A 25,544-nucleotide genomic window follows, 5' to 3' on the forward strand; every position below is an offset into this window, starting at 1 on the left:
ACGAGCCCGCCTTCAAGCGCCATCCGCCCTGAAACGGCGGGCGGGAGGGGGCGCAAGAACGCGACGGCGCTTTTCCGGATAAAAACGGCCCCGCTCGGATGAACATCTCATCCTGCAATCCATGATTGCAATACAAGGAGGACTGGCCGCATGGTCGTATTGAAAACGTCTCTCGGAGACATTCAGATCGAACTCTTTCCCGAACAGGCGCCCATCAGCGTGCAGAACTTTCTCACCTACGTCAAGACGGGTTTTTACAACGGGACCATCTTTCACCGCGTCATACCCGGGTTCATGATCCAGGGCGGAGGCATGACCCCCAAGATGCAGGAGAAGCCCGCCCGGCCGCCCATCAAGAACGAGGCCGACAACGGCCTGAAGAACACCCGCGGGACCCTCGCCATGGCGAGGACGCAGATCAAGGACAGCGCCACGGCCCAGTTCTTCATCAACCTGGTCGACAACGATTTCCTGGATCACGGCGAGCGGGATTTCGGGTACGCGGTCTTCGGCAAGGTCGTGGAGGGAATGGACGTGGTGGACAAGATCGCAGCCGTACCCACCGGATCGAGCGGAATGCACCAGGACGTCCCGCTGAAGCCCGTCCTGATCGAGTCGGCCAGGGAGATGGCCGCGCCCAAGGCATAGAACGACATATGCCGGGGAGGCAGCCGCACCCGTGCAGGGTCGACCGCACAGGCTGCCTCCCGCCAGGAGAGGGGCCGCAAGGAGGCCCTAGCCGACCGCAGGGCACGCCGCCATGCAGGCCGTCGCCTGTGTCGCGGCTATTTTTTCAGGATCACCGGTTTCAGCTCGTAGCGGCCCGATCGGACCTGTTCCCACAAGTCTTTTTGGTCCTTCTGCCAGAGGGGTCCGAAGGAGGCGTTGAAGATCCCCTCCAGGCGGTCGAAAACCCGGCGCCACATCGGCTGATAGCCCAGAGTCAGGACATCCTCCAGGAAGTGGGTTATTTCAGCCAGGTTTTCCTTTGGAATATACGCCCTGGCCCCCAACTCGATGGATTGTCTGAGGCTCTCCGGATTGAGGGCGTGCGCCGTGAGCATCACTACCGGGAAACGCAGCTGCACGGCCGCATTCAGCAGGTCGAAACCCCGGACGCCCATGATGTCGAGGATGACGATGTCATAGGTCCATGAACGGATGAGGTTATAGCCGGTCCGAAAGTCCCTGGCCGTGTCCAACACGAGACCCTCGTAGTCTTCCAGTTCTTCCTCGAGGGCCTCGAGCACATCGGGTTCATCATCTACGGCAAGGATTCGTTTGTCGTCGAGAACGCGCTTTTTTCGATTCACCATTCAACCCGCGCAAACAGGGCCCCGTCATCCGACGTCCGCCCTGCGCTGTCCTTCGCTCCGAACCTCCCGCCGCAAGAGTTTTCCCACCTTGGACTTGGGCAGCATGTCCCGGAACTCGATATATTGCGGGACCTTGTAATCCACCAGTTTTTCCCGGCAGAACTTGATCAGATCATATCCGGTGATGCCTTTGACGTCCTCCTTGAGGACCACGAAGGCCTTGATCCGCTCGCCCACCTTCTTGTCGGGGACGCCGACGACGCAGGAGCCGATCACCGCAGGATGTTCCTGCAAAACGGCCTCGATCTCGGAGGCCGAGACGCGGTAGCCCTTGTGCTTGATGGTGTCCACGGTGCGGTCCACGAAATAGAGGTTGCCCTCCTCGTCCATCTTCATGATGTCGCCCGTTCGATACCACAGCCGCCCTTCCCGCTCGATGAAGGACTCGGCGGTCTCTTCGGGCTTGTTCAGGTAGGCCCTGACCATGTGCTCCGAATGGACGAGGAGTTCGCCGGGCTCCCCCGTCTGCACCTCTTCGAGCGTAGCGGGATCGACCAGGCGTACGCTTTTGCTGGGGACGACGCGACCGACGCTCCCCGGCGGATTCTCCACGTCGGTCGGGCACATCGTGATTCCGCCGCAGGTCTCCGTGGATCCGTACCCTTGATAGATCGGTTTGCCGAACCGCTCGCGCCAGCGCTTCGCAACCTCGAGCGGAAGCACGTCGCCCGCGCTGTACCAGTAATCCACCGAACCGAGATCGTACTGGTCGAGACGGTTGTGCTCCAGGATCATTCGGTAGAGGGCCGGAACGCCGATCATCGTCCGGGCCTTGAAACGCTGGATCGCATCGAACGTGGCATCCAGATTGACCTTCGGCTGAAGCATCAGGCATCCGCCGACCAGCAGGGTCGCGAGGCTGCAGGTCTGTCCCAGGATGTGAAAGAGGGGCGCATTGCCCAGGATGACGTTTTCCTCGGGAGGGAAGAGCGGCTCGCTGACCTTGATCTGCTCCATGGCGGACGTGAGGAAAAGCTCATGCGACATCGGCACGCCCTTGGGGTGTTTGGTCGTACCCCCCGTGTAAAGGATCTCGGCCGTGTCCGCTCCGGAGCGCGCCGGGGCAGCCTCTCCGCCGACCTTCCCTGGACGGCCGGAGAGCATGCGTCTGAAACCATACACATGCGGTCCCTGCGCCGTCTTTCCCTTCGGAACGACGTCGAACAGATACCCGAACGATCGTTTCCACCAGGGCAGGAGATCCGCCATCTTGGCGACGATGATGCGCTGGATGCCTGTCTCGGGCATGATGCGGGTGACGTAGCCGAAGTTCGTGTCGGCGCAGACGACCGTTCCGGTTCCGCTGTCGTTGGCGATGTAGCGCAGGTCGTAAGGGGTGTAGATCGGCGTGATCGGTACCGCCGCCGCGCCGGCGCGCTGGATGCCGAGCCAGGCCACCACCCATTGGATGGAATTGGGCAGGTAGATCATGACGCGGTCCCCCGGCGCCAGGCCGAGACCCTGCAAAGCACCTGCGAACCGCTCGGCCATGTCTCTCACCCGGGCGTAGCTGTAGCGCGTCCCCAGGTAAATGACGGCGGCGTTCCGCCCCCGCTTCTCGGCCATGGCGGCGAACGTCCCGAAGATGTTGCGCCCGTTTGTCTTTCCCATAAGATCAAACCCCGAAGTAGGCGGCCTTGACTTCCGGATTGTCCATCAACTCCGCCCCGGTCCCTGCCATACTCAGCATGCCGTTTTCAATGACATACCCCCTGTGGATCAACGGTAAAATCGGGCGTGCGAACTGTTCGCTCAAGACGATGGTGATCCCCGATTCCCGGTTCAGGCTGATGATGCCGTCCATCAGGATCCGCTGCATCATCGGACTCAGCCCGAGGAGCGGCTCGTCCAGAAGCAGCAGCACAGGGCGCACCACCAGGGCCATGCCCACAGCGAGCATCTGCTGCTCGCCTCCGCTCAAAAAGCCGGCTTTCCGGCTCTTCAGATGCACCAGCGCGGGGAAGAGCTTGAAGACGTAGTCCATCGTCTCCTGGATTTCGGCCCTTTTCCGTAGATAGCCGGCGATCCGCATGTTTTCGACGACCGTACTCTCAGGGAAGACCGGGTGGCGCTCGCGCGAAAGCACGATGCCCTTTTTCACCCGTTCGCTCGGCGGCAACTCGGTGATGTCTTCGCCGTCGTAGGAAATGTGGCCGTAGACGGTGATCCGTTCCCCGCCACGGCGCTTCTCCTTGATGCGCATGTCGATGATGAGGCCGGAGAGCGTGTTCATCAGCGTGGTTTTGCCGGCGCTGTTGGAACCGATCACGCCCACGACTTCCCCCTTTTCGACCTCCATGCCGAAATCGTTCAACGCCAGTGCGTTCTCGAAAAACACCATCAGATTACGAACCGTCAGCATCATCCACCCTCATCAGGCCTCGGAGCCCAGATAGGCCCGTTTGACCTCTTCGTTTTCCATCACCTCAGCCGCCGGCCCTTCGGCGATCTTCATACCGAAGTTGAGCACCATGACGCGGTCACTGATCTTGAAGAGCTCCTTCAGACGATGCTCGATCATGATGATGGACCGCCCTTCGCCGCGGAGCTTTTCGATGATCGGTACGATGCTCCCGACCTCGGCAAGGCTCAACCCGGAGAAGAGCTCGTCCAGAATGATCAGATCGGGCTGAAGCGCAATCGCCTTGGCCAGCTCGAGCCGCTTCAGATAGCCCTGCGGCAGGACGCTCGCCACTTTGTAAGCGACGTGCGAATCCCGCTCGAAGCCCACCTCCTCCAAAAGATCGAGCGCCACCGCCTCGCGCGCGCCGAACTTCCCTCCCGCCAATCCCTTGACCCTCGGAGAATAGAGGGGGATGATCATGTTCTTGAAGGCCGGGAGACGGTAAAAGGGCCGCACCATCTGGAAGGTCCTCGCCAGTCCCAGCCGCACGATGCGGTGCGGCCGCCAGTGGGTGATGTCCTGCCCTTTGTAAAGGACCTTGCCGGAGCTGGGGCGCACGAATCCGCTGATGCAGTTGACCAGGGTGGTCTTGCCGGAACCGTTGGGGCCGATCACCCCCAGAAGCTCACCTTCCATCAGATCGAAGCTTACCGCGTTGAGGGCCAGAACGCCGCCGAAGGTCTTGGTCAAACCGCTCACCTGCAAAATGGGGGTTCCGCTCATTTGTCCACCTCCACCCAGCGCTCGAACTGCTGGTACTTGCGCTGGATATAAGGGAAGAGGCCCTCGGGGAGGGCAACGATGAAAACGACCAGAAAGACCCCGTACAGGATGATCCTGAGCCCTCCGAAGCCGCGCAGGACCTCCGAGAGCGGGACCAGGATGCTCGCACCGAGCGTCGCGCCGGCCAGGCTCCCGGGTCCGCCCACGACGGCGGCTGCGATCGGCAGGATGGAGTAATCGAGGGCGAAGACGGGCATGCCGACGAACATGTAGACATGAGTGGTGAAGGCACCGGCGAAGGCCCCGATGCAGCCGGCCATGAAGAGGGACTGGATCTTGAACCATGTGACATCGATCCCGGCATTCATAACCGACCGGTCGTTGTCATTGATCCCTCTGAGCACCAGTCCGAAATCGGAATCCATCAGCCGGCGGAACCCGAAAAGGGCCGCCAGAAGAGCGCCAACGACACAGTAGACCTCCACCCAGACATTCGGCAGCGGCGTGAGGCCGCTCAGCCCCTCGGTCCCTCCGAAGACCTTGGTGGCCTCGATGATCCTGACCAGCATCAGGGGAATGATCAGGGTGACCATGGCGAAATAGATTCCCCGCAGGCGCAGGACAGGCAGCAAAAGGATCGTACAGATGAGCCCCCCCAAGAGCGTCCCCATGGGGATCGCGATGAACGGGGACAGGCCGAAGCTGTGGTTCAGCACCCCGGAGGCGTAAGCCCCCATGCCGAAGAAGAGTGCCTGTCCGAGGGAAACCATGCCGCTCTGGGCCAGGATATCCCAGCTGATGGCCAACAAAGCGAAGACAGCCACCGAGATGAGAACCTTTTGCCAATAGACGCCCAGGATCAGGGGCAAGACGATGAATCCGACAATGGGCAGCAGACGGGGAAACGCCAGATAGAACATTTCTCGCCAGGAGGAGAGAGCAAAGACATCGCCGGAGCGCGCCTTGATGCCTCGATCGATTCTTTCCCTGCGCAATTTCAAGTCAGGCTATCCTTTCTCCGACTGGGCAGGAGCGGCTCCTGCGGCTGAGACAAGGCGGAAAGGCATCGACAACCATGAAGCCGGGATCCCGCCGGGGGGTGTTCACTCCTCGAGACTGGACGAAGGGGAAGCCGCGTATCCGATTCAGGTCTTCAGCTGCAATTCTCGGCTACGTTCCTGTTCGGCGGCGCCCGTCCCTTCAGGATAGGCCCTCGAACTCAAAGAAGGTTGGATGGACGCCATTCAAACAAAAAGAGAAGCCTTTTTCAACAAAAACCTGAAAGGCCTCGGCCTGCCCCGTAAAAAATCCCGCAGGACCACCAGGGACTGTGCATCCAAGCACAAAATACCGGGCAGGCAAGAAACAAGCCCCCCGCCCTTCTCGCTTTCCAAGCAAATATAATTTAAAGACAGTCACTTACAAGAATCTGCCGGAGCTGCATCATCCTGCGGCCCTGACAAATCGCGGGGCAGGCCTGGATCACCGGCCGTTTCCCGATACCGGCGGGACAAAAACCGAATAGGCGACGGGGCGGCGGAGAAAAAAACGAAACGGCCGACATCCGCTAACATATTACGAATACAAGCTTTTTGACTTAATGCCATCTGTGGCACGGAGTTTGCTTTTCAGTACTGGCGACGCCGACTCAACTCATGCCATGAAGGAACACGGCGTCTACCTTCCTCCTGGTTCCTTCGTCCGACCCGCAACACGGGTCTTCCTCCTCCGCTCCGGCCGCGTCCGAACAGGACGCGGCCGGAGTCCTTCCCTTCGGGTTGGGCACCCTGCTTTCATTCGCACAGGGCAGTGATCGGCAAGCATCCAAATGGTCGCCAAAATGGGCCGAAATGAGGATTTCCAGATCGGAAGCCGGGTTTCACCCGATAATTTTCTTCAGATGGAAGCCAGGCCGGTCACTCCCCCCGAGCAGACTCGCGGACCACCACGGCAGGACGTCTTTCCTCAGCCCCAAGGCAGCAGGATTTTGACGTAGCGGCAGTCTGGAAAATGCAGGTAAACATAGTGCGAGTTTCCTTCCCCTATCTGCATCGAGATGCTGACCATCTCGTGGACCCTCAGGTTATAAGGCGGTTTTATCTCCTCGCCGCCTTCCACCCGGGCTTTGCTGAAATCGAAGCGGCCGTTTTTGACCGGAATCCTGATGACGACTTCATACGTCTCTTCACCCTCAATCATGGCCCCCTCCTCGTCTTGACACTCCATTCAGGATATGCCTCTTGAAAGTCCAGCATTCTCATTGCCTCCGGCGCGCCCCTGCATGTGGACCTCGAGGGGCCTCGCTGCCGCCGCGTAGAACCTCGCACCCCCTTTCCGTACACAACAGCCTTTGATTTCCCCCATTCTCCCTTTCCGAGGATGCCGCATCATCCTCAGAATGCGAGGGTCATTCGGACGAACCACAACCTTTCCGGATAAATCTCCGGGTTGACTGCGTCAGGTTCGTAGTATCGGAACGATTCGTCGAAACAATTCTTGACACCCATGCTGACGATGCCCCTCCTTTTGGGCAACCGGTAATGGAAAGCCACATCGGTGACCCAGAAGGTGTCACCCTCATCCCGCGTAGCCCCGAATTCCGGATCGCCGAAGGATCCGGATTGATCCACATAGGTGACCGTCAGATCGGCACCGAATCCCCAGGGATGGAAGAACCGGATGCCGAGGGGCACCCGGAGCGTCTCGAGTGAGGTAAAACTTCCCCCGCCAAGATATTCCGGGTCCGCCGTGAGCTTTTCCTGTCTGAACTCCGCCGTTGCCGAAATCCTTTTGTGCGGCGCCCAGTAAACATATCCCCGCAGGAGATCCTCCTCATAGTCAGTCCCTTTGACGGTGGGCGGTTGACAAAACTCCTGAAAATCCTGGTAGGCGAAGTCGATCTTGCGCTTCGAGGCCTCGATCCCCGCAAAGAGCCGCTTTGCCAGACGCTGATCCATCGCCAGGCCGAAGCGCCAGGAATCCGCACCATTCGCGTCGTCGAAGAATTGATTGAACCCTGCTATCTGCGTCGGTTCGACGGTCTGGTTCGCGATCAGGGTCCTCTTGAGCGTCCTGAAAACCGCACCCCGCAGGGTCGTATCCGCAAAAGGCCTATAGGTCACGCCCAGTTTCGGATTCAACCGCGTCTTGTCGTCCAGATCCCCCTCGTACCGATCGATGCTCGCCCCAATGACCCATGCGACATCCCTGGGATAGCGTAAAGTGGCATAGGAATAGGCGTTCGAATGCCGGATGTCCGCTTTTTCGGAATATGCACAGCCCCAGGGAGGAAAAGGGAGGCATTCGAAGGCGGTGTTCACCGCCAGCCGGCTGCTGCCGCTGAAATGGCCCAGTCCGCTCACCAGATTCAAGGCCGATCTCCGGTACAGATGCTGCACCTCGCCGATGGTTCCCCGGCTGTCGCCCGATGATTGATCGAAGAAATCGACTCCCGGCATGACCGGCTCCCTGAAACCCAGATTCCAATCCAGATGCTGAAAGATCAGCGACGCAATCAGATCCGAGCCGGGCTTCAGGGTGTGACGCAGACCGAACCGAACAAAAAGGGCCTCTTCGTCCTGCCTCAGGCTTCCGAGATAGGCATCGGGTTCAAACCGGAGGGCGAGATCCCCCGAATCCGTATTTCGGATGCGCCATTCCATCTGGACGCTCGTGTCCGGCGAGAGGCTTGTCTGAAGAAACACGTTTGTGAGGTTCTCCATGAAATCATTATTGGGCCTGTATCCCGAGGTCTGGTAGTGATATTGGCCCACGCTGTAGGAAAACGCGTCGGAGATGCCGGATTGGATCACCTCGCTGCCCCAGGTCCTGTTTCCGGCCGCGATCCCGCTTGCCTGGAGGGCCAGGCGATTCCTGGCAAAGAGCGGGTTGAACTCATTGTAGCCGCCATTGGCCGGACCAGCCCCCTCCAGTACATAGAGATCACTCTCGGCCAATCGCGGGGAGACCGGGGTGATATTCAAAGGCTGGAGCAGCTGCGCTTGAAGCCATTCGCTTACCCGGGCGATCTCGTGATTCGAAAGCGCGGCATAGCTGTCAGCGAGGAACCGGTGGGCGGAATAATCGGCCGGATCGGCGTCGACCGACCGCCATCCTTCCACCAGTCCGAGTTGTTCGAAACCGAGGTCGCTGTAAATGCGGGCCAGACCCGCACTGCGCGCCGCCAGATCCTGGTCGAGCAGCAAACGTGAGCGATAGACCGCCCGGTGGTCATTCAGATCGATGGAGCGCTGCAGGTCATCCATCGCCTCCACCGGCCGATTGAGGCTCTGTTTGCGAAGCGCATCGTAAAACCAAGGCGTCGGATCGAGCGGATCGAGCGCCTTTGCAGCTTGCAGCTGCCCGGCCGCCGGCCCGTCCCGCTTTTCGTCATAGTAGGCCTTTGCGAGACAACTCCTGTAAAGGGCGTTCCCGGGATCCAAACCGACGGCGATCTCGAGTTCCGCCCTTCCACCCTCGAGGTTTCCTCCGCGGATTTTCCCGAGACCCAGCCCGAGCCTTGGAAGCGGGTCGGCCGGATCGAGGCTTATGGCCCGCTCGAAGGCATCCACCGCCTTCTCCAGGGCTGTTTCGTTCAGGAAGGCAAACCCCAGAACCGTCTGGTGCCGCGCCGTATCCGGACGCAGAGCGACCGACCTCTCCGCGGCGTCGAGCGCACCGCTGTGATCGCCTGTCATCAGCCGCAGCTCCGCGACACGCGACCACACCAACCCGCTCGAAGGGGCCGTGGCGGCGGCATTCTCGGCGCTCTTCAAGGCATCCTCGATCTCGAATCCCGCCTGCTGCACATAGGATTTTGCCATCAGCACCGTCGGCGACCGCGGATCGGCATCGATGGCCCGCTCAACCCACTGGACAGCGGCATCGCGGTCGTTCTGTACGAGAGCGATCAGCGCCCGCAAGGCCAGGGCCGGGGCAAAGCTGGAATCCCGTTGCAGCACCTCCGTCAGATCGCGCAGCGCTTCATCCGAGCGACCGACCTCCAGCGCGAGGGAGGCGCGCCGGGTCACCTTTCCACCCGATTCGGATTCCTCCAGGATCGGAGGATAGTAGAGGGACCAGTGCACCGCATCCCTGGGACGCACCAGAAACCGTCTGACGGGCGCCGCCCCGCCAGGCGCCGCCGCCGATTGACCGTCGGCGAGATCGAGCCCGCCCGCCTGATTGGTCAGTCTGACCCTGCCTGCGAAAACCGTCACCACGCTCTCCTGATCCCTGACCTGAACAAGAAACTCGGTCCCTTCCACCCCTCCGTTGACGAACGGCGTAAGAAACGTGAGGCTGCGAGGGACACGGCTGAAGAAATAGACGACCCCGCTGATCAGATCGATGATCGACGGTTCTTCATCCTCGAGGGACATCAGCGTGATGGTGGTGTTTTGATCGAGGCGCAGGAATGTTTCGTTCGTCAGGAGCAGGGCCGCGCGGCTATGCCGTTCGACTCTGATCATGTCACCGGAGCAGCAAAGATCATTCATCACGACAGGAGACCAGATGGACTCTCCCCGCCGGCGGATCTCCACCCGGCCCTGCACGGACACGACCCTGGCCGACACTCCGTCGCAGCGCTCCCGCGCTTCCCCTGCCGCCGCACAAGTGGCGCCAGGGATTAGGAAAAACCACAACACCGATGTCGTCATGGCAAGACATTTCAAAAAGCGCATCGGTTCCCGCCTTTCCACCCTGGTGATGCTTGCAAGGGAGCGCAAGCTCAGTCACGGAGACAAAGGAAATCAAGCGTTTGCACTGAGGCGACCTGCAGCTCGCTGCACAAGCGGCGCAGACTGACGTCGAGACTGGCCAAAACGATCCCATCCGGATCGAAGCTACTTGCGGTCCAGACTGATCTCCCCTTTCCAACCCTCGGCCGGCGGTGAAGCGATGCACCCAGGAATGATTCCCATGTAATAGCGGCTTGGGCCGTCTTCGCCTCGCATGCCTATGCATTCCGCGAAAAGCCGCAGCGCCTCTTCCCAGTCCCGTCTTCGAAAGGCCTTTAATCCCCTTTCAAAAACATTGCACAGACTCAAAACCAGGTCATCAGCTTCCCCCCTTCGGCCGAGCAGCTCGAACACTCGAACGGGCTGCGACTTTCCCGCAAAGACAAACGAACCTACCTCCCGGGCGATGACGGCCTCAACCTCGCCCAACACCGCTTCGGAAACCAGCCTTTTGGTCGACAGGAACTTGTTGAGACCCTCGATCCGCGAGGCCGTATTGACGATGTCCCCCACCGGGCGGTATGCATAGCGCCCTCTGGCACCAACATTGCCGAGGTAAATGTAGCCACCGTGAAGACCGATCCGGGTCGGCATCGCCACCCCTTCAGGAGAACAACCGAAAGACTCGACCGCTTCGTTGATCTCGAGCACAGCCAGGCAGGCCTCCTCGCAGACATCGGCCTCCGGCCGGGCGGTAGTCCACATGGCGAGCATCCCGTCCCCGATGACTTCGACCACCAGCCCGCCATGACGCCTGACAGGCTCGAACAGGGCATCGAAATATCGGTTCATGAAGCGATTGAGCGATTGAGGATCCATGGATTCCGAGAGGCTGGTATAGCTTTCAGCGTCCGTGAACAGGCATATCCCGTAAACCACCCCGCTGGATACCTCGTCCACTGAGAGATCCTGGAGCAACCCGTCTACAACCCCATCGGGCAAATAGTATCCGAACGCCTCCCGCATCCTGCGCCTCTCTTTTTGCACCCTCCCGTATTTCCAAAGGACACTGCCGAAGAAAGCGACCGGCAACTGGATTCCGAGAGGAATCATCAGCGGCCACCACACCGCTGCATGATCGAAGCGGTACCACGCGAAAAGCAGGTAGACACCCCCGAAAGCCAGAGCTCCGGCGGCGGCGGGAAACGCAGGCAGCAAAAAACAGATCAACCCCAGCACAACTCCGGAGCAGGTGATGACGAGCAGGCGCAGAAGCATTGGCAAGGGTTCGACGCTGTTGCCCTGCAGGAGGTTTGCAAAGGACGTAGCCGCGATCTCGACCCCGCTCACGTCTTCGCCGCTCGACAAGGAAAAGACCGTATCGAAACCATCCTTTCGCTGAGGCCGAAGGCTTTCGCTCATTCCGACAAAGAAGGCGGTTCGTGACTCGGGAAGGCCGAAATTCAAAGGGTCGGCCAACGTCTGGATCATTTTGTAGAAGGAGATGGTCCGAAAAGTACCTGCCGGACCGTAATGATTGAGATAGCAGTCAGGAGGCTGGCCGTACATCCTGATGAGCGATCTGAGGCCCTGCAGGCGGGCTTGGTCCAACGTTCCATTCGAAAGGCGATAAGACTCCGACTCCAATGCCTCCAGCATCCGTCCCGAAAGGGATGGATCCAGTAAGAAGAGCCTCCTGACATCCCTGATTCGATCGGCGAATTCGCCGGCTTTCTGCGGCCTGGCAAGGCCCGCTTTGAATCGCTCGGCCTCATCCGGGCAAAACCGGACGAGAAGTTCCAGGAATTCAGGGTAGACATCCTTTGCAAAGATTTGAAAAGCCGCCACCGGCAGCGTCGGCACATCCCCTGCAGTTTCTTTGACAGTCCAGAAGCGATTCAAGCGGAGCGGTATTCTCGGCAACGGAAACGGTGCCACCGCAGCGGCAGAAATAGCCAGGGCATCGACGGGGGTCTTCAGCGTCTCGAGATTTGCAAAGCCGATTTCCTTCCCCTCTGCACTCCTGATCGGCACGGACAACTGTTGGATGGAATGGCACAGAACAACGTTGCAGCCCTTTTCCATCGCCGAGGCAAATACCCTGTCCTCCTCCGGCCTGGACTCCTCGAAGAAAAGATCGAAGACGATCACCGCCGCACCCAGGGCATTGAGTTTATCCACGAGCAGTCCGTAAAGCGAGCGTGGCCAAAGGTAGGGTTTATCCGGAAGTCCCATGGCGTTTGCCGAGGCCTTGTCGAGGGCGACGATGCAGACTTGGGCGGGTGGGCATTTGGCACCCCTGAGTCTGAACAGCAGGGCAAGCCCCATATCTTCCTCCACCCGGAGTAGCCATGGAAAAAGAAGAACGCCCACTGCGGCGATAAACAGGGCTGCGACGAGTGCCTTTTTGACTGCCAAGGGCTGCCCCTGTCCTGCCAGGTATCGTTTGACCTGTTATAGAATTGACCTGTGAGTCGGGCTTTGGTTAAGAAGCCATATGAATGAAAGACTTTGCCAAAAGGCGGTTGGCTGCGAGTTGTGCCACGTAGACGCGCTTCCCCGGGCGGCGCTCCGGGTTCAGAAACGGCTGAAAGCTGAGGAGTGGTTTGAATCGGGAAAAATGTTTATTCGGGCTCGAAAATCGAATTCACAGAAAAATCAATGGGCGTCACCTGCCCCTTATTCCGCTTTTGAAAGACCTTGAAGTATCTTGGCGCTGCAGGGCCGAAAGGACCGGTATTTCGCGAAATCAACACGGCTGCGCTTCATCCCGGGACCCATCGCCCGCAGAACGACGCCCGGCACGCAACCCGGCCGCATCGCCGCAACAAGCTCCTCGCGCCGTATATCAGTCCAAGGGTGCCCTGTAGAGGCGGATGTCATCCACCCAGACCGTTCCCGCACCTTCGATGACGAGATTCAGCCGGATATTGTCGGGATTCTGACCAGATTGAAGCATGAACGGTGTTTCAACAGTGACCCAACCGTTCGTCCCGCTCAGAGTTGACTGAAGCCCCTTCGAAAAATATTCGCCGCCGTCGGGGAAATGACACCACATTTCGAGGTAGGTCTTTCCCTCGAGGGCCTCTGTGCTGAGCTTTGCCTGATATACCACCCGGGCATTCTCCACATCCATGTCCCCGGTCTCATAAAGCCTGACGGACCGCCGACCTCCCGCATCGATGCGGATCGACCCGTTCCCGTCACTGCTCCTGTCTGTATCCAGGCGGACGCCGTCTCGGGAGATCACTCCTTCCAAACGGTCCACCGGGAAATGCTTCAGTTCCACAGGCTCATCCGAGGGCCCCGAACAGCCGTGAAAACATCCCGCGAAGAGCATCGCCGCGATCACGCAGAGGATTCTGCCCGAAATCATCCTCTTCCTCCAGTCACATAAGGTTGCTGCTTCACTGCAAGACCCTGGCGCTACCGTCGGGCCGCCGCAAAACCGTCACCCGGTCGCCCTTTGCAAAGGGCACATCATTCGCCTGGACGATCGACACCACCTCGCCATTGTCCAGTTTCACCGTAATCTCCAGACCGTTCTGCCTTGTGGCGCCCTCCTCGGCAGCTCCACCGGCCAAGGCGCCGGCCACCGTTCCGGCGGCTCTGGCCAGGGTTTGTCCGCTTCCACCGCCGATCGTGCTTCCAATCCCGTAGCCCAGGATTCCACCGGCGATGGCCCCGATACCGGAATGCGTCCCTTCGATCTGCACACTGCGAACCATGACCACGGTCCCTTCGTGGGCTACCTGGACCTGTCTCGCTTCATCGCGGGAGTAAACGTCGCTCGACAAACTCGGGGCGCACCCCACCCCTGTCAGGGCCATGACCAGCCCCATGCAGACGGTCGCTGCAAAGCGGATCCTTTTCATTCTATACCCTCCTCAGGAATCTTCAGCAGACCAACAGACATGCGTATTCGGGTGGAGCTCTTCTCCAAGAATCGCAGCCGCTCCCGGTGGATCATCATTTCCAGAGAGATTTCGTTTATTTGAAATCATATCAAAAACCTTGCCGCCCTGCAATCACCAATTCATCCTGAGGGCCATCTCTTGGGTCCACCCCCCGCATGGAACCCTTGAGCATCGAACCTCCGCCCGAGTCCGTCTTATTCACACAGTAAGCAACAACCCGATGGCCCCACGAACCTTGTGGTCCGCGAATGACTTGGACTACCATTGACATAGACCGTAATCATCGCATAGCCCTCGGGAACCCCCTCGACACTCGCGGAGAGAAATTCACGATCTGCAAATGAGGCCTCGGGGTCTGGGAGAAGCCACTTTACCACCCCGCTCGCCATGTGCCGCAGTTGGACCAATGGGTAGTTGGTCGGCGATCCTCTATAATCTCCTCCGGATGCCTCTGTAAAGCCTGCGCCCCTGAAGCCTTCACCCGTGAGAGACAGTGCACATCCCCATTCAAGGGGCGATTCGACCGGCTCGACGTAAGGCCGGAAGGCGCCGTTGACGGGAGATTCTGCGTGCAGCCTCTCTGCGGTTCCCGAAAGGCGATCCGGACCGGAATATCCCCCGCAGAACATAACCTCTCCGTTGAGGAGCAGGGTCGCGGTGCAGCCGATGCGGCGATCGCTCGTTGTGCCCGCCCGGACCCAGGAATCGGTGGCGGGTCTCATCATTTCCACCCATACGGCGGGGCCTCTGGCGCTTGTACCACCCAGAACAAGGGCCCTGCCGTCGCGCAACACGAGGCTGGAATGGCCCATGCGTGGAACCGAGAGTACGCCCGCACTGCGCCAGAGACCTGTCGCCGGATCGAATCGTTCGACTGCAGCTACAAGGCCTTCCTGATTGACACCCCCGGTAACCAGCACACTTCCGTCGGCGAGCAGGACCGCGCTGTGGCCCATGCGTGGAAAGGCCATCGAGTTCGTCTCGACCCAGGAACCCGTCTCCGGATCATAAAGTTCGGCTTCCCCAGCAGGACCCCAAAGGCCGGCCCCACCTGCAACCAGCACCCTGCCGTCGTGCAGGAGTGTCGCAGTATGCAGGCACCGCGGCTGTGACATCTCCCCCGCTGGCATCCAGACGCCCCTGTCCGGATCGAATATCTCCGTCTCGCAAAGGATGCCGCTGGCACTCAGACCGCCTGAGACAAGGATGCCGCCGTGCGAAAGGGCCGTTCCCGCAAAATCCATTCTCGCCATCCGCATATCCTCGACCGTGTGCCAGATTTTCGACAAGGGGTGGAACACCTCCGTGCTTGCCGTCGGCCAATTCCCAGTACGCCCTCCGCATACGAGAAGATCTCCATCAGGAAGAAGGAAAGCACTGTGGGAAGTTCGGGCACAGGCCATCGGAGCCGCCGCGAACCAGAGCCTGCTTGCCGGATCGTAGACTTCGACGTGGTTCAACGGGCGTCGGGACAAGCCCTCTCCCCCCGCCACAAGGACCTGTCCCTGCGGAAGAAGGGTCGCCGTATGGTGCGCCCTTGCCTGCAAAAGACTCCTGGATCTTTGCACCTTCGGCCGGCCTTCCGGGGCATAGATCTCGGCCGAAGGCAAGACCTCTTTTCCGCACGCCCCGCCGGCCACCAGAACGGTCCCGTCGGGCAGCAGGGTCGCCGTATGCAGTTTGCGATTCATATTCATCGGGCCGATGGAACGCCATCCCTTGCTCGACGACACATAGACCTCCGAATCCGGAAACCCTTCTCTGTTGCTGCCTCCCGCCGCCAAAACAGATCCATCCGGCAGGAGGGACAAAGAAAACTGGCTGCGCTGGTAAACGGTCGGGGCTCCGCTGTCGATCCACTGGTCGTTGCCCGGGTCGTAAATCCGAGGCTGGAGCAGATACCCTGCGCTGCCCGCCCCGCCGACCACCATGACCTGCCCCCCCGAGTCCGGAAGTTGGACGGCGCAGGCTCCGGCAACCGGACAGCCGGCAAGGGGGGCGCTCGGGGTCCATGTCTCCGATTCCGGATCGTAAAGGTCCCCGGTCTCATCCGAAAATTTTCTCTCGCCCGTCGCGCCCCCGAAGATGAACACCCGCCCGCCCGAAAGGAGCGTCGCCGTGTGCGACGCGCGCGGAATCGTCAAATCAGCCGTGCGGCTCCAGGCGTTCTCTCTGGGATCGAAGATCTCCGCAGCGGCGACGGGCAGCATGGAGTCGATGGAACCCCCGGCCACGAGGACACGCCCGTCCGGTAGAAGCGTCGCCGTATGCTCCAGTCTGTGCTGTTCCAAAGCGCCTGCATCGCTCCAGGTCCTTGTGGCCGGGTCGTAAAGCTCCGCCGACCGGAGCGTTTCATTGTAGTCTCCAGCCTTCCGCCCGCCTGCGACCAAGACCCGGCCGTCCGGTAGAAGCGTTGCCGTGTGGTGGGAACGACGAGTTTTCATATCGCCCGTGCGCTCCCAGATGCCGCTTGAAGGATCATAAATCTCCGCGCTGCAAATGACCCCTGCGAATTCCTCGTTGTCCTGCATTCCACCCGCCACCAGGACCGTCCCATCGGACAGAAGGGTCGCCGTGTGGGCGAAACGTTTGTCGTGCATGGAACCGACGGGCTTCCACGGCCCGGCTGCATGGGTCAGGCCGGGAACAACCGCAAGAAAATAGAAAAGCAAAACGCTTATGGCAACGAAGCAAAAGCACCTCAAACTGTGAAACACAGTTTTAAACTTCATAACATACCTCCTTTGTTGAATTCTTTTGGTACCCCTCGGGCCCTTTTCACCATCGATCCGCTGCCCCTGGACATTCCCGGCCCGAAAGAGCAAGCAGCGTGCCATGAGTTGCAGCCGCCGGGGTTGACCCCACGGTGTCAGGTGCACACCTCCCACGGAAAAGAGACGATTGGAGAAAACGCCTGTTTTTTTGCCCTTCCTTTTGGGCATCACTGCCATGAACCATAGGCACCGGGTTGAAACGTCCGATGCTGCAGACGCCTTTCGCATTCGTTGACTGCTGGATGCGCTTTCCATGTTGCCCCTCGCTTTACAGGGCCCGTTCGATCCGATAGAATGGTCCCGTCAACCCGCCGAAAAGGAGCGACGAGGATGCCGACCCCGTTCCGATTCAGAGCGGACCGCTGGGCGGAAACGCTCAGGGAAGCGTCCCGCTCGGCGCTCGATGGAGCGCTGCCGTGCCGATCGAGTTCTGAAGGCTGGGCCCGGTGAAGACACCCTGGAAAGATATTTGAATGGAAGCCCTGAGATGAGCTATGCGGGAGAGATGCGGAAGTTGGTCGGACCCCGCAGGATCTTCGTGCCCGGCGTGCGGGCGGTCATCGTGAACGCCGCTGGAGAGATCCTGCTGCAGCGCCGCAATGACAACGGCCTGTGGGGTTTACCCGGCGGGTCTGTCGAATTGGATGAATCCCCCCTCACAGCGCTCCGCCGAGAGGTGGCGGAGGAGACCTCCCTGGAGGTGATCAGCGCCGAGCCTATGGGCCTATACTGCGGCCCTCGCCAGAAATTCACCTACCCGAACGGCGACGAGGTGCAGTGTTTCGCCTTGGCCTTCATCGTGAAAAGCTGGCGCGGCACTCCTCGTGCAGACGGCATCGAAGGCTCAATACTTCGTTTTTTCACGCTTTTCGACCAACCCAAAGACATCGTACCGGTGCATTTGGCGACGATCGAAGACTACCGGAAATACGACGGGAGATTTCTCTTGTCTCATTAGATCCGTCCGGGAATGGTCTTTTTGGCCAATCTGGGCGCCAATCTGCACTTTTATTTGTGTGGGGCGACCTGTAGGTCGCTTTCGCGCAAGCGCTTGATTCCTTGATATGGGCCGGACATGAACCCGCCCCGCAGGGGTGGGACCGAACACCCGAAGGGTGTGAAGAAACCGGGACCCGCCCCGCAGGGGTGGGACTGAGCACCCGAAGGGTGTGAAGAAAATTCCTCATTTCCGAATTGGAAACGGGGTTCTGCCGGGATGTCATTTCCGGCCTGGAAACCATTTCGTTTTCAACATGTTATTTCCGGAAGGACACGCATGGGCAGATGGTTGAAGGACGCTTGGCAGCCGGGCCGGAAAATGGCGACCCGCTGCATATAGGCTTGACAAATAGCTGAAAAAGCCGATAAAAGATGGTCCTATAAGCTGATATCAACCTTTCACTCGTCCAAGTATCCTGGCCGGGATGGGCGGCCTCAGCAGGATCGGGATGCGGCGATTTCCGGCACCTCTGGGGCCACGCACCTTGCTTGAGATGATCTTTATGGTCGGACCGGCTCCCTTCAAGGATTCTTGATCCCTGGAAAACCCTGAATGCCGGTAAAGGCGGCCTCCACCGGAGACCCGAAGCGAGAGGGGCGACTTGCGCGTTTTTCACCTTCTGCTGACAGCGATCATCCTCCCCCCGGGTGCGTGGATGTTTGCCTCCTGCGACATCAAGATCCCCATCCCGAAGGAAACCGTTCCGGCAATCCATTATTCCGGATCCTTCGCCGCGGAACCGGAAACCTGGGGAGACCATTCTCCTGATACTCCCCTTCTCTGGTTGGCGGGGGTGGCGTTCTCCGCTTCAATTCAGCGAACTGACCACGCCGACGGTGTTTGATCCGGTGGAGCCGGTCCTTGCCGTCCTGATTCATCGACTTGGAGGTTCTATGAAAACCGGGGTTCCCAGACGTTGGTTCGCACTGACGCTTCTCGCTCTTCTCCTCACCAGCCTGCTCTTTTCCGCAACGGCGCTCCTCGCTATGGTGTCCTGCAAGGATCCGCTTCCTTCCTGGAACGCCGGTGAAGCCAAGGATCGGATCCTGGCCTTCGTCCGGAACGTCACCCAACCCGGAAGCCCTGCCTTCGTCCCGGTACAGGAACGTATCGCCGTCTTCGACAACGACGGCACCCTCTGCCTCGAAAAACCCGTCCCCTTCCAGTTCGCTTTCAGCTTCGAGCGCATCCGTGCCCTCGCGGAAATCGACACCGAACTGGCAGAACAGCAGCCATACAAAGCCGTGATCGATGGCGACGAGGTCACTTTGCACAACCTGGATCCGGCTGAACTCGAGCAGACGCTCATGATCAGTTTCGCAGGCACCACGATCGAATCCTTCCAGGAAGCTGTGAACTACTGGATGGGGAGGGCGCGTCATCCGCGTTACCAGCGATTTTACACCGAGCTTGTCTATCAACCGATGATGGAACTGCTCGACTACCTGCGCACCAACGATTTCCGGATCTTTGTCGTTTCGGGGAGTGGCGCCGACTTCATCCGCGTCTTTTCGGGGACCCTGTACGGGATCCCCGTCGAGAGGGTCGTCGGCAGCAGCCTGGTCTATGAACTCGAAAAGACGGCTGGAGGCCAGCGGATCATCAAGACGGACAAGCTCAATTCCTATAACGTCGACGGGGAAAAGGTGCTCAATATCGCCTTGCACATCGGGCGAAGACCCATTCTGGCCTTCGGCAATTCCGACGGCGACCTCGCCATGCTCGAATACGCCGACAACGGCAAAGGGCCCGGACTTTCGCTGCTCCTCCACCATGACGACGAGACCCGCGAATACCTCTATGCCCAGGGCGCGGAAAAGGCCATCGAGACCGCCCGGAGCCGCGGTTGGCAGATTGTCGGGATGGCCCGGGACTTCAAGTACGTATTTCCTTTCGAGCTGTCTCAGCCTCGTTGATGTCCATACTTGACAATGATTACCTGCTGGCACAACCGGGTTCCCGTGCGGAAACCCGTCCAATGAAGAGTGTTTTGTGGTGCGGTCGGCCGTTGCATCCGCTGGTATCGGATGGGATGGAGCCGGACCGGTGATTGGAACCTTTTGAGACAAGAAAGGAGAAGATGCCATGCATTCGAGAGGAAGAAGGAAGGTTTGGATCATCGCGGCCCTGGCCTTTGTGCTAACAGCCGGGTTCAGCGCCCCGGCAGCGGCGGAAACCGTCGAAGAAACCGGCCTGGTCGATAAATCCGCCATCACCGTCAGGTCATTCATGGCAGACTCCCAGATGGAATGGCTGCAGCAACACCTGAAAGGGGCCAAAGCGGTCCTGATCATCCCGAGCCTCGTCAAATTGGGCTTTGTGCTCGGGGGGTCCGGAGGGAGCGGCGTTCTCCTCGTTCGGGACGAAAAAACGGGCAGTTGGAGCCAACCCGCCTTTTACATGATCGGCAGTGTCACCTTCGGCCTTCAGATCGGCGGTGAAGCCGCGGAAGTCATCATGCTGATCCAAAACCAGAAGGCTCTCGACCAGTTTTACGCCACCGAATTCAAGTTGGGCGGAGACGTTTCGGTGGCCGCCGGGCCCGTCGGCGCCGGCGCCAAATCGAACATCATGGCAGACGTCCTTTCCTTCGCCAAATCCAAAGGGCTTTATGCCGGCTTGAACCTCGAGGGATCGATCATCAAGGTCAGCGACAGCTCAAACCACGCGTATTACGGACGAGCGGTGCGCCCCATCGATATTCTGGTGCGCAATGCCGTCTCCAATCCCGGGTCGGCCGAACTGCGCCAGGAGCTCGCCAACGCTGTACGCTAGCCCGTGTCCGCCGGTGGCCCTTCCCACAGGATGCCTGCGCCCTCGAGGAGCTTATCCGCTTATGAAATGGATCATGAGCCGCTGCCGTGCTACGGTTCGAGTCTCCATCCCCGACGGAGCGGCCTCCGCCCCGAAAAGCTTTTTTTATTTGCGATTGAAGGCCCTGTTCGCCCGAAATAACCCTAACCGGAAGGCCACTCATCGGTATTCTCACGATGGGGCCGGCTTGCAACCGGCATGCCGTGCAACCCCATTCGGGACGGGCACCCTCCTTAACCCCCGTCCCACATCGAGCCAGTCCTATGGATGAGACCTTCAACGAGCTCTACAAATTCGGCGATCTGCTGGTGGTTCACGGCAGGGACATTGTGGCCGCCCTGGCGATCCTGGTCATCGGGCTTATCGCGACCCAGTGGCTCATCAGACGCATTCGACAGGCGCTTCAGAAAAAAATCGCCAAGCCGCCGCTGATCAACCCTCTGATCATGAGCCTCAACATCCTGATGATCGCGCTGGTGGCCGCCCTCGCCCTGTCTTTCATCGGCGTGCCGGCCATCGTTATCCGCCGTATCCTGGTCGCTACGCTCCTGGGAGGGATCGGCCTCATCGTCCTGTTCAGACCCTACCTGCCAACGCTTCCCTACAAAGTAGGCAACACGGTCGAGATGGGCGGGTTGCTCGGAAAAGTGGAAGCCACCACCTTTCTCTACACACGCCTGCGGACCTTCGACGGCAGAACGCTCTTCATCCCCAACCGGATGGTTTTCAATGACGTCGTTTCAAACTATCACTATACCCCCACGCGGCAGATACGGCTTTATGTAACCATAGGCTACCGGGAAGACCTGCTCAAGGCCAAGACCCTTCTTAAACGCGTCCTGACAGCGGATCCCCGAATCCAGGAAAAACCCGCCCCCACGGTCTATGTCCTTTCGCTGACCGAAAACGGCGTATATCTGTCGGCCCGCGGGTGGGTGGAAAACCAGAAATTTTTCAAGGCCCGTTGTGAACTCTATGAAAGGGTCAAGCTCCTCTTCGATGACGAAGGGATTGCCTTTGCGCATCCGCAGCGGGACGTGCACCTCGATGGGCACGGCGGTGGTTGGACGGAGCAAAACGCCCCGTATCGGGAAAACCCGGGGGAAGAGCGCAGATGATAGAAGCAACGACGGCTTCGAAGGAAACGAAATACACGCTCCACGAACTGGTGGACATCGATCAGCTCGACCGGTTGATGGGGCTTTTCAACCAAGCCACGGGCCTTGCCATCGCGGTCATTGACAATGAAGGAACCATTCTCGTCGCCAAAGGGTGGCAGAGGATCTGCACGGATTTTCACCGGCAGAACCCACAGACCAACGATCGATGCGTGGAGAGCGATTTATATATCAACCGGTGCATCGGTCAGGGGAAATACGTGGAGTACCGGTGCAAGAACGGACTGGTCGACATGGCTGCCCCCATCATCATCGCCGGCAGCCATCTGGCGACCATTTATTACGGCCAATTCTTCATCGAAGGAGAAGAGCCGCCACGGACATTCTTCGAGACGCAGGCGAAAACGTTCGGCTTCGATCTGGATCGATACCTGGAAGCGCTGGATCTCGTTCCTGTCATAAGCCGCGAAAAAGCGCATTGGATTATGGACTATTACGTAGCCCTGGTCCACTTCATCGCCGAGACAGGGCTTGCCCGTTACAGGCAGATCGAGGCCGAAAAAGCGCTGCGCGAGAGCGAAGCGCGGTTCCGAATTTTCGCCGATTTTACCTGGGACTGGGAAAGCTGGATGGGGTCCGACGGGAGCTATGTGTACGTAACGCCCTCCGTCGAGCGGATCACCGGCTACAGAGCAGAAGAGTTCATTCGTGAACGGAAACTCTTGATCAACATCGTGCATCCGGAAGACCGATCCGCATTTGCCGAGCACCTCCAGAAAGAAATCCTGGAGCGTAAGGAAGGAAACATCGAATTCAGGATCATTACCCGCGACGGGGAGGAAAGATGGATCAGCCATTACTGCCAGCCCGTCTATGACCAGGGCGGCGCCTGGCTGGGTGTCCGTGCCAGTAATCGTGATGTCAGCAAACATAAACATGTCGAAAGGGAGCTGCGAAAGAGCGAAACACGTTACAGGGCTATCGTCGAAGACCAAACCGAGCTGATCTGCCGTTTCACCCTCGACGGCGTCCTGACCTACGTCAATGGCGCCTATTGCCGGTACTTCGGAATAGAGCAGGAAGAGCTGGTAGGGAACAGCTTCCAGCCTATGATCCCCGAGGAAGAGCGCGATCATGTCATCGCGACATTCAGGTCTCTCAGCCCGCAAAAACCGCTGATAACGGTTGAGCATCGTGTCATCACACCCGGCGGGGACATCCGATGGCAAAGCTGGACGAACCGCCTGATTCTGGATCAAAATGGCAACCCTTACGAACTGCAGGCCGTGGGTCGGGACATCACCGACCGGAAACTGGCCGAAGCGGCGCTGAAGGAACACAGCGAAAAGACCAGACTGTTCGCGTACTCCGTCTCGCACGACCTGAAAAGCCCCGCCATAGCCATCCACGGCCTGACCAAACTGCTCCGGGACAAATATGGAAAAGTGCTCGACGAGAAAGGCGTCGAATACTGCGATAAGGTGTTGCAGGCATCCGAACACCTCGTCTCCCTGGTCCAGAAAATCAATATGTACATCTCCGCCAAAGAGGTGCCGCTCCATCTGGAAAACTGCCGGTTGAAGGAGGTAGTGCGTTTCGTGCGGGACAATTTCGAGATCCAGTTCAACCTGAGGAACATCCGGTTCGTCGAACCGCCCGATCTTCCCGCCATTCACGCGGATCGGACGGCTTTGCTCAGGATCATCAGCAATATCGTAGACAACGCCTTGAAGTACGGCGGGTCGAAGCTGAGCACGATCACCTTGTCGAACTGCGAGGATGAGGAATTTCACATCATTGCCGTGGAGGATGACGGCGTCGGCATGTCCGGCAGTGATTCCAATGATCTTTTCGAAATCTTCACCCGCAGAAAAACCTCGACCGGAATCGAAGGGACCGGTCTTGGGTTGGCTATCATCAAGGAGCTTGCCGAAAAGCATGGCGGCACAGCCTGGATGGAGGTCAACCCAAAAGGGGGCGTCACCGTCTCGTTCTCGATCGCGAAGAACTTGTCCTAACCCGCTTCCCCTGCCATGCGGCAGACCAACATCGTTCCGTGCCGACGGGACGAACCCTGCAACCTCCTCATACCCCCCATCCTGTCCTGGAACTCACGACACGGCGGGCACAGAACCGTCCCAGCCGCTTCATGAACAGACCCGGACCCCTGGAACCGCGGCAGGTTTCGATGATCAGACGACCATGCTTCGCCACCAGGCAAGAGGCTCAGATGCGGCCGTTACATTCGACTTTACATTCTCCGGGGTTTTCCAGATAATGCCGAAAATCCCGATCCGAGAGGGATGCGGCGTGCCTGCCGCGCCGCCGCAGGCGGGTGTCCGCCCCTAATCGGACATCCGGCAAGACAACGTTTCCAGCCCGGAAACAAGGATGAAGCTTCGCACCTTGCCTGTGCCCGGTCACCTCCCTTCGGGGCGGGTCACGGTCTCGCCCTCTCGAGGAAGCCAAGGGCTTGAGTGGAGGCGACCTGCAGGTCGTCCCACGAACACCTGTGCAGATCGGCGTTGGGATCAGGCAAAAAGGTCCTTTCCAGATGGAAAGGAGTTCGAACTGCAAAGAGCACCGTTTTTTTTTCACGAAACGATCGATCTCATTCGCAACGGGAGGAAGCACCGATGAGCATCAGAATCATGCCCTGTCTCGATATGCAGAACGGACGCGTCGTCAAGGGCGTTCAATTCGTCGACATTCGCGATGCCGGCGATCCGGTTGCCTGCTGCGTCGCCTACTGCCATGCCGGGGCGGATGAACTGGCCCTTCTGGATATCACCGCGACGGTCGAAGGACGAGCGACCATGCTGGATGTAGTCGAAAAAGTAGCGCGCGCCGCGACGATCCCTTTCACCGTCGGCGGGGGCATCAGCGACGTGGCCTCCGCTGAGGCTGTGCTGCGCGCCGGAGCCGACAAGATTTCAACGAGCAGCGCCGCCTTCCGCAAACCCGAGGTCATTCGAGACATGGTCAAGGCGTTCGGGACCGACCGGATCACCGTGGCCATCGATGCAGCAGTCAATGACCGTCTACCATCCGGATACGAGGTCTATATCGATGGAGGCCGGACCGCAACCGGCGCCGACGCCGTCGAATGGGCAAAACAAGTTGCCGGCTACGGTGTAAAAACGATTCTTCCCACCAGCAAGAGCACCGACGGGATGAAACAGGGTTTCGACCTGCCCCTGATCCGGAAAATAAAGGAAGCCACAGGAGTGGACGTGGTCGCTTCGGGCGGAGCCGGAAAGCTCGAGCACTTCTACGACGCAGTGGAGGCCGGCGCGGACATCCTTCTCGCCGCATCTGTTTTTCATTTCAATATCATTGGGATACAGGAACTCAAGACCTATCTTCAAGACCGGGGGGTGGCGGTGAGAGCCTGATTTATTCCCATCCGGAAATACGGGTAGTGTCACCATATCATTGACAGATAACTGGATGCATCAACAACTCCAAAAACGACCACGGATGGTCCGTTACGTTTCCCGCCATGGCGGGGGTCTTGGGGCGGAATATCCGGTCCCTGCCTCGGCTAAGCGTTCCGTGCGGGCGGATCAAATTGTAGCAGGCCACGCAGATGGCGAACTTGGCCCGAAGCCAGCGCAGCGAGCGCGCGAAGGTAGGCGCTTTGCGTACCAAATGGGCGTCCCAAAGCCGCCAGTGCAGATTGGATCGTTCGACAAAGGCGGTATTGATGGTATGGCTGGGCGAATGCCTCAACCGCT

The 25,544-nt window shown here is 59.2% G+C and carries 19 protein-coding genes and 1 pseudogene; 8 read left to right on the forward strand and 12 right to left on the reverse strand.

Annotation, left to right across the window (positions count from 1 at the left end):
- Nucleotides 1-117 precede the first annotated feature (117 nt).
- Nucleotides 118-648, forward strand: a complete 531-nt coding sequence (locus H567_RS24555; RefSeq protein ID WP_051184764.1) for a peptidylprolyl isomerase — start codon at nt 118-120, stop codon at nt 646-648.
- Nucleotides 649-785: 137 nt separating this feature from the next.
- Here the strand turns inward: H567_RS24555 and H567_RS0111670 are convergent, their stop codons facing one another.
- The 11 genes from H567_RS0111670 to H567_RS24565 all read right to left on the reverse strand — a co-directional run bounded on the left by H567_RS0111670 (nt 786) and on the right by H567_RS24565 (nt 16,701).
- Entirely contained in the window at nt 786-1,316 is a 531-nt protein-coding gene (locus H567_RS0111670; RefSeq protein ID WP_028321538.1) for a response regulator, read from the reverse strand.
- Nucleotides 1,317-1,340: 24 nt separating this feature from the next.
- On the reverse strand, nt 1,341-2,987 hold the full coding sequence (locus H567_RS0111675) for a class I adenylate-forming enzyme family protein (RefSeq protein ID WP_028321539.1): 1,647 nt from the start codon (nt 2,985-2,987) through the stop codon (nt 1,341-1,343).
- Between the two features lie 4 nt (nt 2,988-2,991).
- The gene (locus H567_RS0111680; RefSeq protein WP_208598368.1) at nt 2,992-3,741 is read right to left on the reverse strand and encodes an ABC transporter ATP-binding protein; all 750 of its coding nucleotides are present in this window, start codon (nt 3,739-3,741) and stop codon (nt 2,992-2,994) included.
- Between the two features lie 9 nt (nt 3,742-3,750).
- On the reverse strand, nt 3,751-4,503 hold the full coding sequence (locus H567_RS0111685) for an ABC transporter ATP-binding protein (protein WP_028321541.1): 753 nt from the start codon (nt 4,501-4,503) through the stop codon (nt 3,751-3,753).
- A complete protein-coding gene (locus tag H567_RS0111690) occupies nt 4,500-5,504 on the reverse strand; it encodes a branched-chain amino acid ABC transporter permease (RefSeq protein WP_028321542.1) in 1,005 nt (334 codons plus the stop codon). The genes H567_RS0111685 and H567_RS0111690 overlap by 4 nt, the downstream gene beginning before the upstream one ends.
- 964 nt (nt 5,505-6,468) lie before the next feature.
- A complete protein-coding gene (locus tag H567_RS0111700; RefSeq protein WP_028321543.1) occupies nt 6,469-6,702 on the reverse strand; it encodes a hypothetical protein in 234 nt (77 codons plus the stop codon).
- 194 nt (nt 6,703-6,896) lie between these two features.
- Nucleotides 6,897-10,187: a tetratricopeptide repeat protein gene (locus tag H567_RS0111705; protein ID WP_051184765.1), complete on the reverse strand. Its 3,291-nt coding sequence runs from the start codon at nt 10,185-10,187 to the stop codon at nt 6,897-6,899.
- Between the two features lie 162 nt (nt 10,188-10,349).
- Nucleotides 10,350-12,602 carry an adenylate/guanylate cyclase domain-containing protein gene (locus H567_RS0111710; protein ID WP_035254181.1) on the reverse strand — a complete coding sequence of 751 codons (2,253 nt, stop codon included), beginning with the start codon at nt 12,600-12,602 and terminating at the stop codon, nt 10,350-10,352.
- Nucleotides 12,603-13,032: 430 nt separating this feature from the next.
- On the reverse strand, nt 13,033-13,560 hold the full coding sequence (locus tag H567_RS24560; RefSeq protein WP_051184766.1) for a hypothetical protein: 528 nt from the start codon (nt 13,558-13,560) through the stop codon (nt 13,033-13,035).
- Between the two features lie 31 nt (nt 13,561-13,591).
- A complete protein-coding gene (locus tag H567_RS0111720) occupies nt 13,592-14,059 on the reverse strand; it encodes an outer membrane lipoprotein (protein WP_028321546.1) in 468 nt (155 codons plus the stop codon).
- A gap of 236 nt (nt 14,060-14,295) precedes the next feature.
- Nucleotides 14,296-16,701, reverse strand: coding sequence for a Kelch repeat-containing protein (locus H567_RS24565; protein ID WP_161626610.1), 2,406 nt, complete (start codon nt 16,699-16,701; stop codon nt 14,296-14,298).
- On the opposite strand from H567_RS24565, the gene H567_RS29020 reads away from it, so the two are divergent.
- From H567_RS29020 to hisF, 7 genes are all read left to right on the forward strand, one after another.
- A complete protein-coding gene (locus H567_RS29020; protein ID WP_161626611.1) occupies nt 16,678-17,061 on the forward strand; it encodes a hypothetical protein in 384 nt (127 codons plus the stop codon). The two genes, H567_RS24565 and H567_RS29020, sit on opposite strands and share 24 nt — an antisense overlap.
- A gap of 301 nt (nt 17,062-17,362) precedes the next feature.
- The gene (locus H567_RS24570; RefSeq protein WP_161626612.1) at nt 17,363-17,833 is read left to right on the forward strand and encodes an NUDIX hydrolase; all 471 of its coding nucleotides are present in this window, start codon (nt 17,363-17,365) and stop codon (nt 17,831-17,833) included.
- 935 nt (nt 17,834-18,768) lie between these two features.
- Nucleotides 18,769-19,791 carry an HAD family hydrolase gene (locus H567_RS0111745; RefSeq protein ID WP_028321548.1) on the forward strand — a complete coding sequence of 341 codons (1,023 nt, stop codon included), beginning with the start codon at nt 18,769-18,771 and terminating at the stop codon, nt 19,789-19,791.
- Nucleotides 19,792-19,960: 169 nt separating this feature from the next.
- Entirely contained in the window at nt 19,961-20,650 is a 690-nt protein-coding gene (locus H567_RS0111750) for a lipid-binding SYLF domain-containing protein (protein WP_028321549.1), read from the forward strand.
- Between the two features lie 302 nt (nt 20,651-20,952).
- Nucleotides 20,953-21,807, forward strand: a complete 855-nt coding sequence (locus H567_RS0111755; RefSeq protein WP_028321550.1) for a mechanosensitive ion channel family protein — start codon at nt 20,953-20,955, stop codon at nt 21,805-21,807.
- Nucleotides 21,804-23,825, forward strand: a complete 2,022-nt coding sequence (locus tag H567_RS0111760) for a PocR ligand-binding domain-containing protein (RefSeq protein WP_028321551.1) — start codon at nt 21,804-21,806, stop codon at nt 23,823-23,825. Before H567_RS0111755 ends, H567_RS0111760 begins: the two co-directional genes overlap by 4 nt.
- 618 nt (nt 23,826-24,443) lie before the next feature.
- Nucleotides 24,444-25,202, forward strand: coding sequence for an imidazole glycerol phosphate synthase subunit HisF (gene hisF, locus H567_RS0111765; protein ID WP_028321552.1), 759 nt, complete (start codon nt 24,444-24,446; stop codon nt 25,200-25,202).
- Between the two features lie 37 nt (nt 25,203-25,239).
- Here hisF and H567_RS29320 read toward each other — a convergent pair.
- Nucleotides 25,240-25,544: pseudogene (locus H567_RS29320) on the reverse strand (hypothetical protein); the annotation flags it as partial.

The sequence above is a fragment of the Desulfatiglans anilini DSM 4660 genome, assembly GCF_000422285.1.
Lineage (GTDB): Bacteria > Desulfobacterota > DSM-4660 > Desulfatiglandales > Desulfatiglandaceae > Desulfatiglans > Desulfatiglans anilini.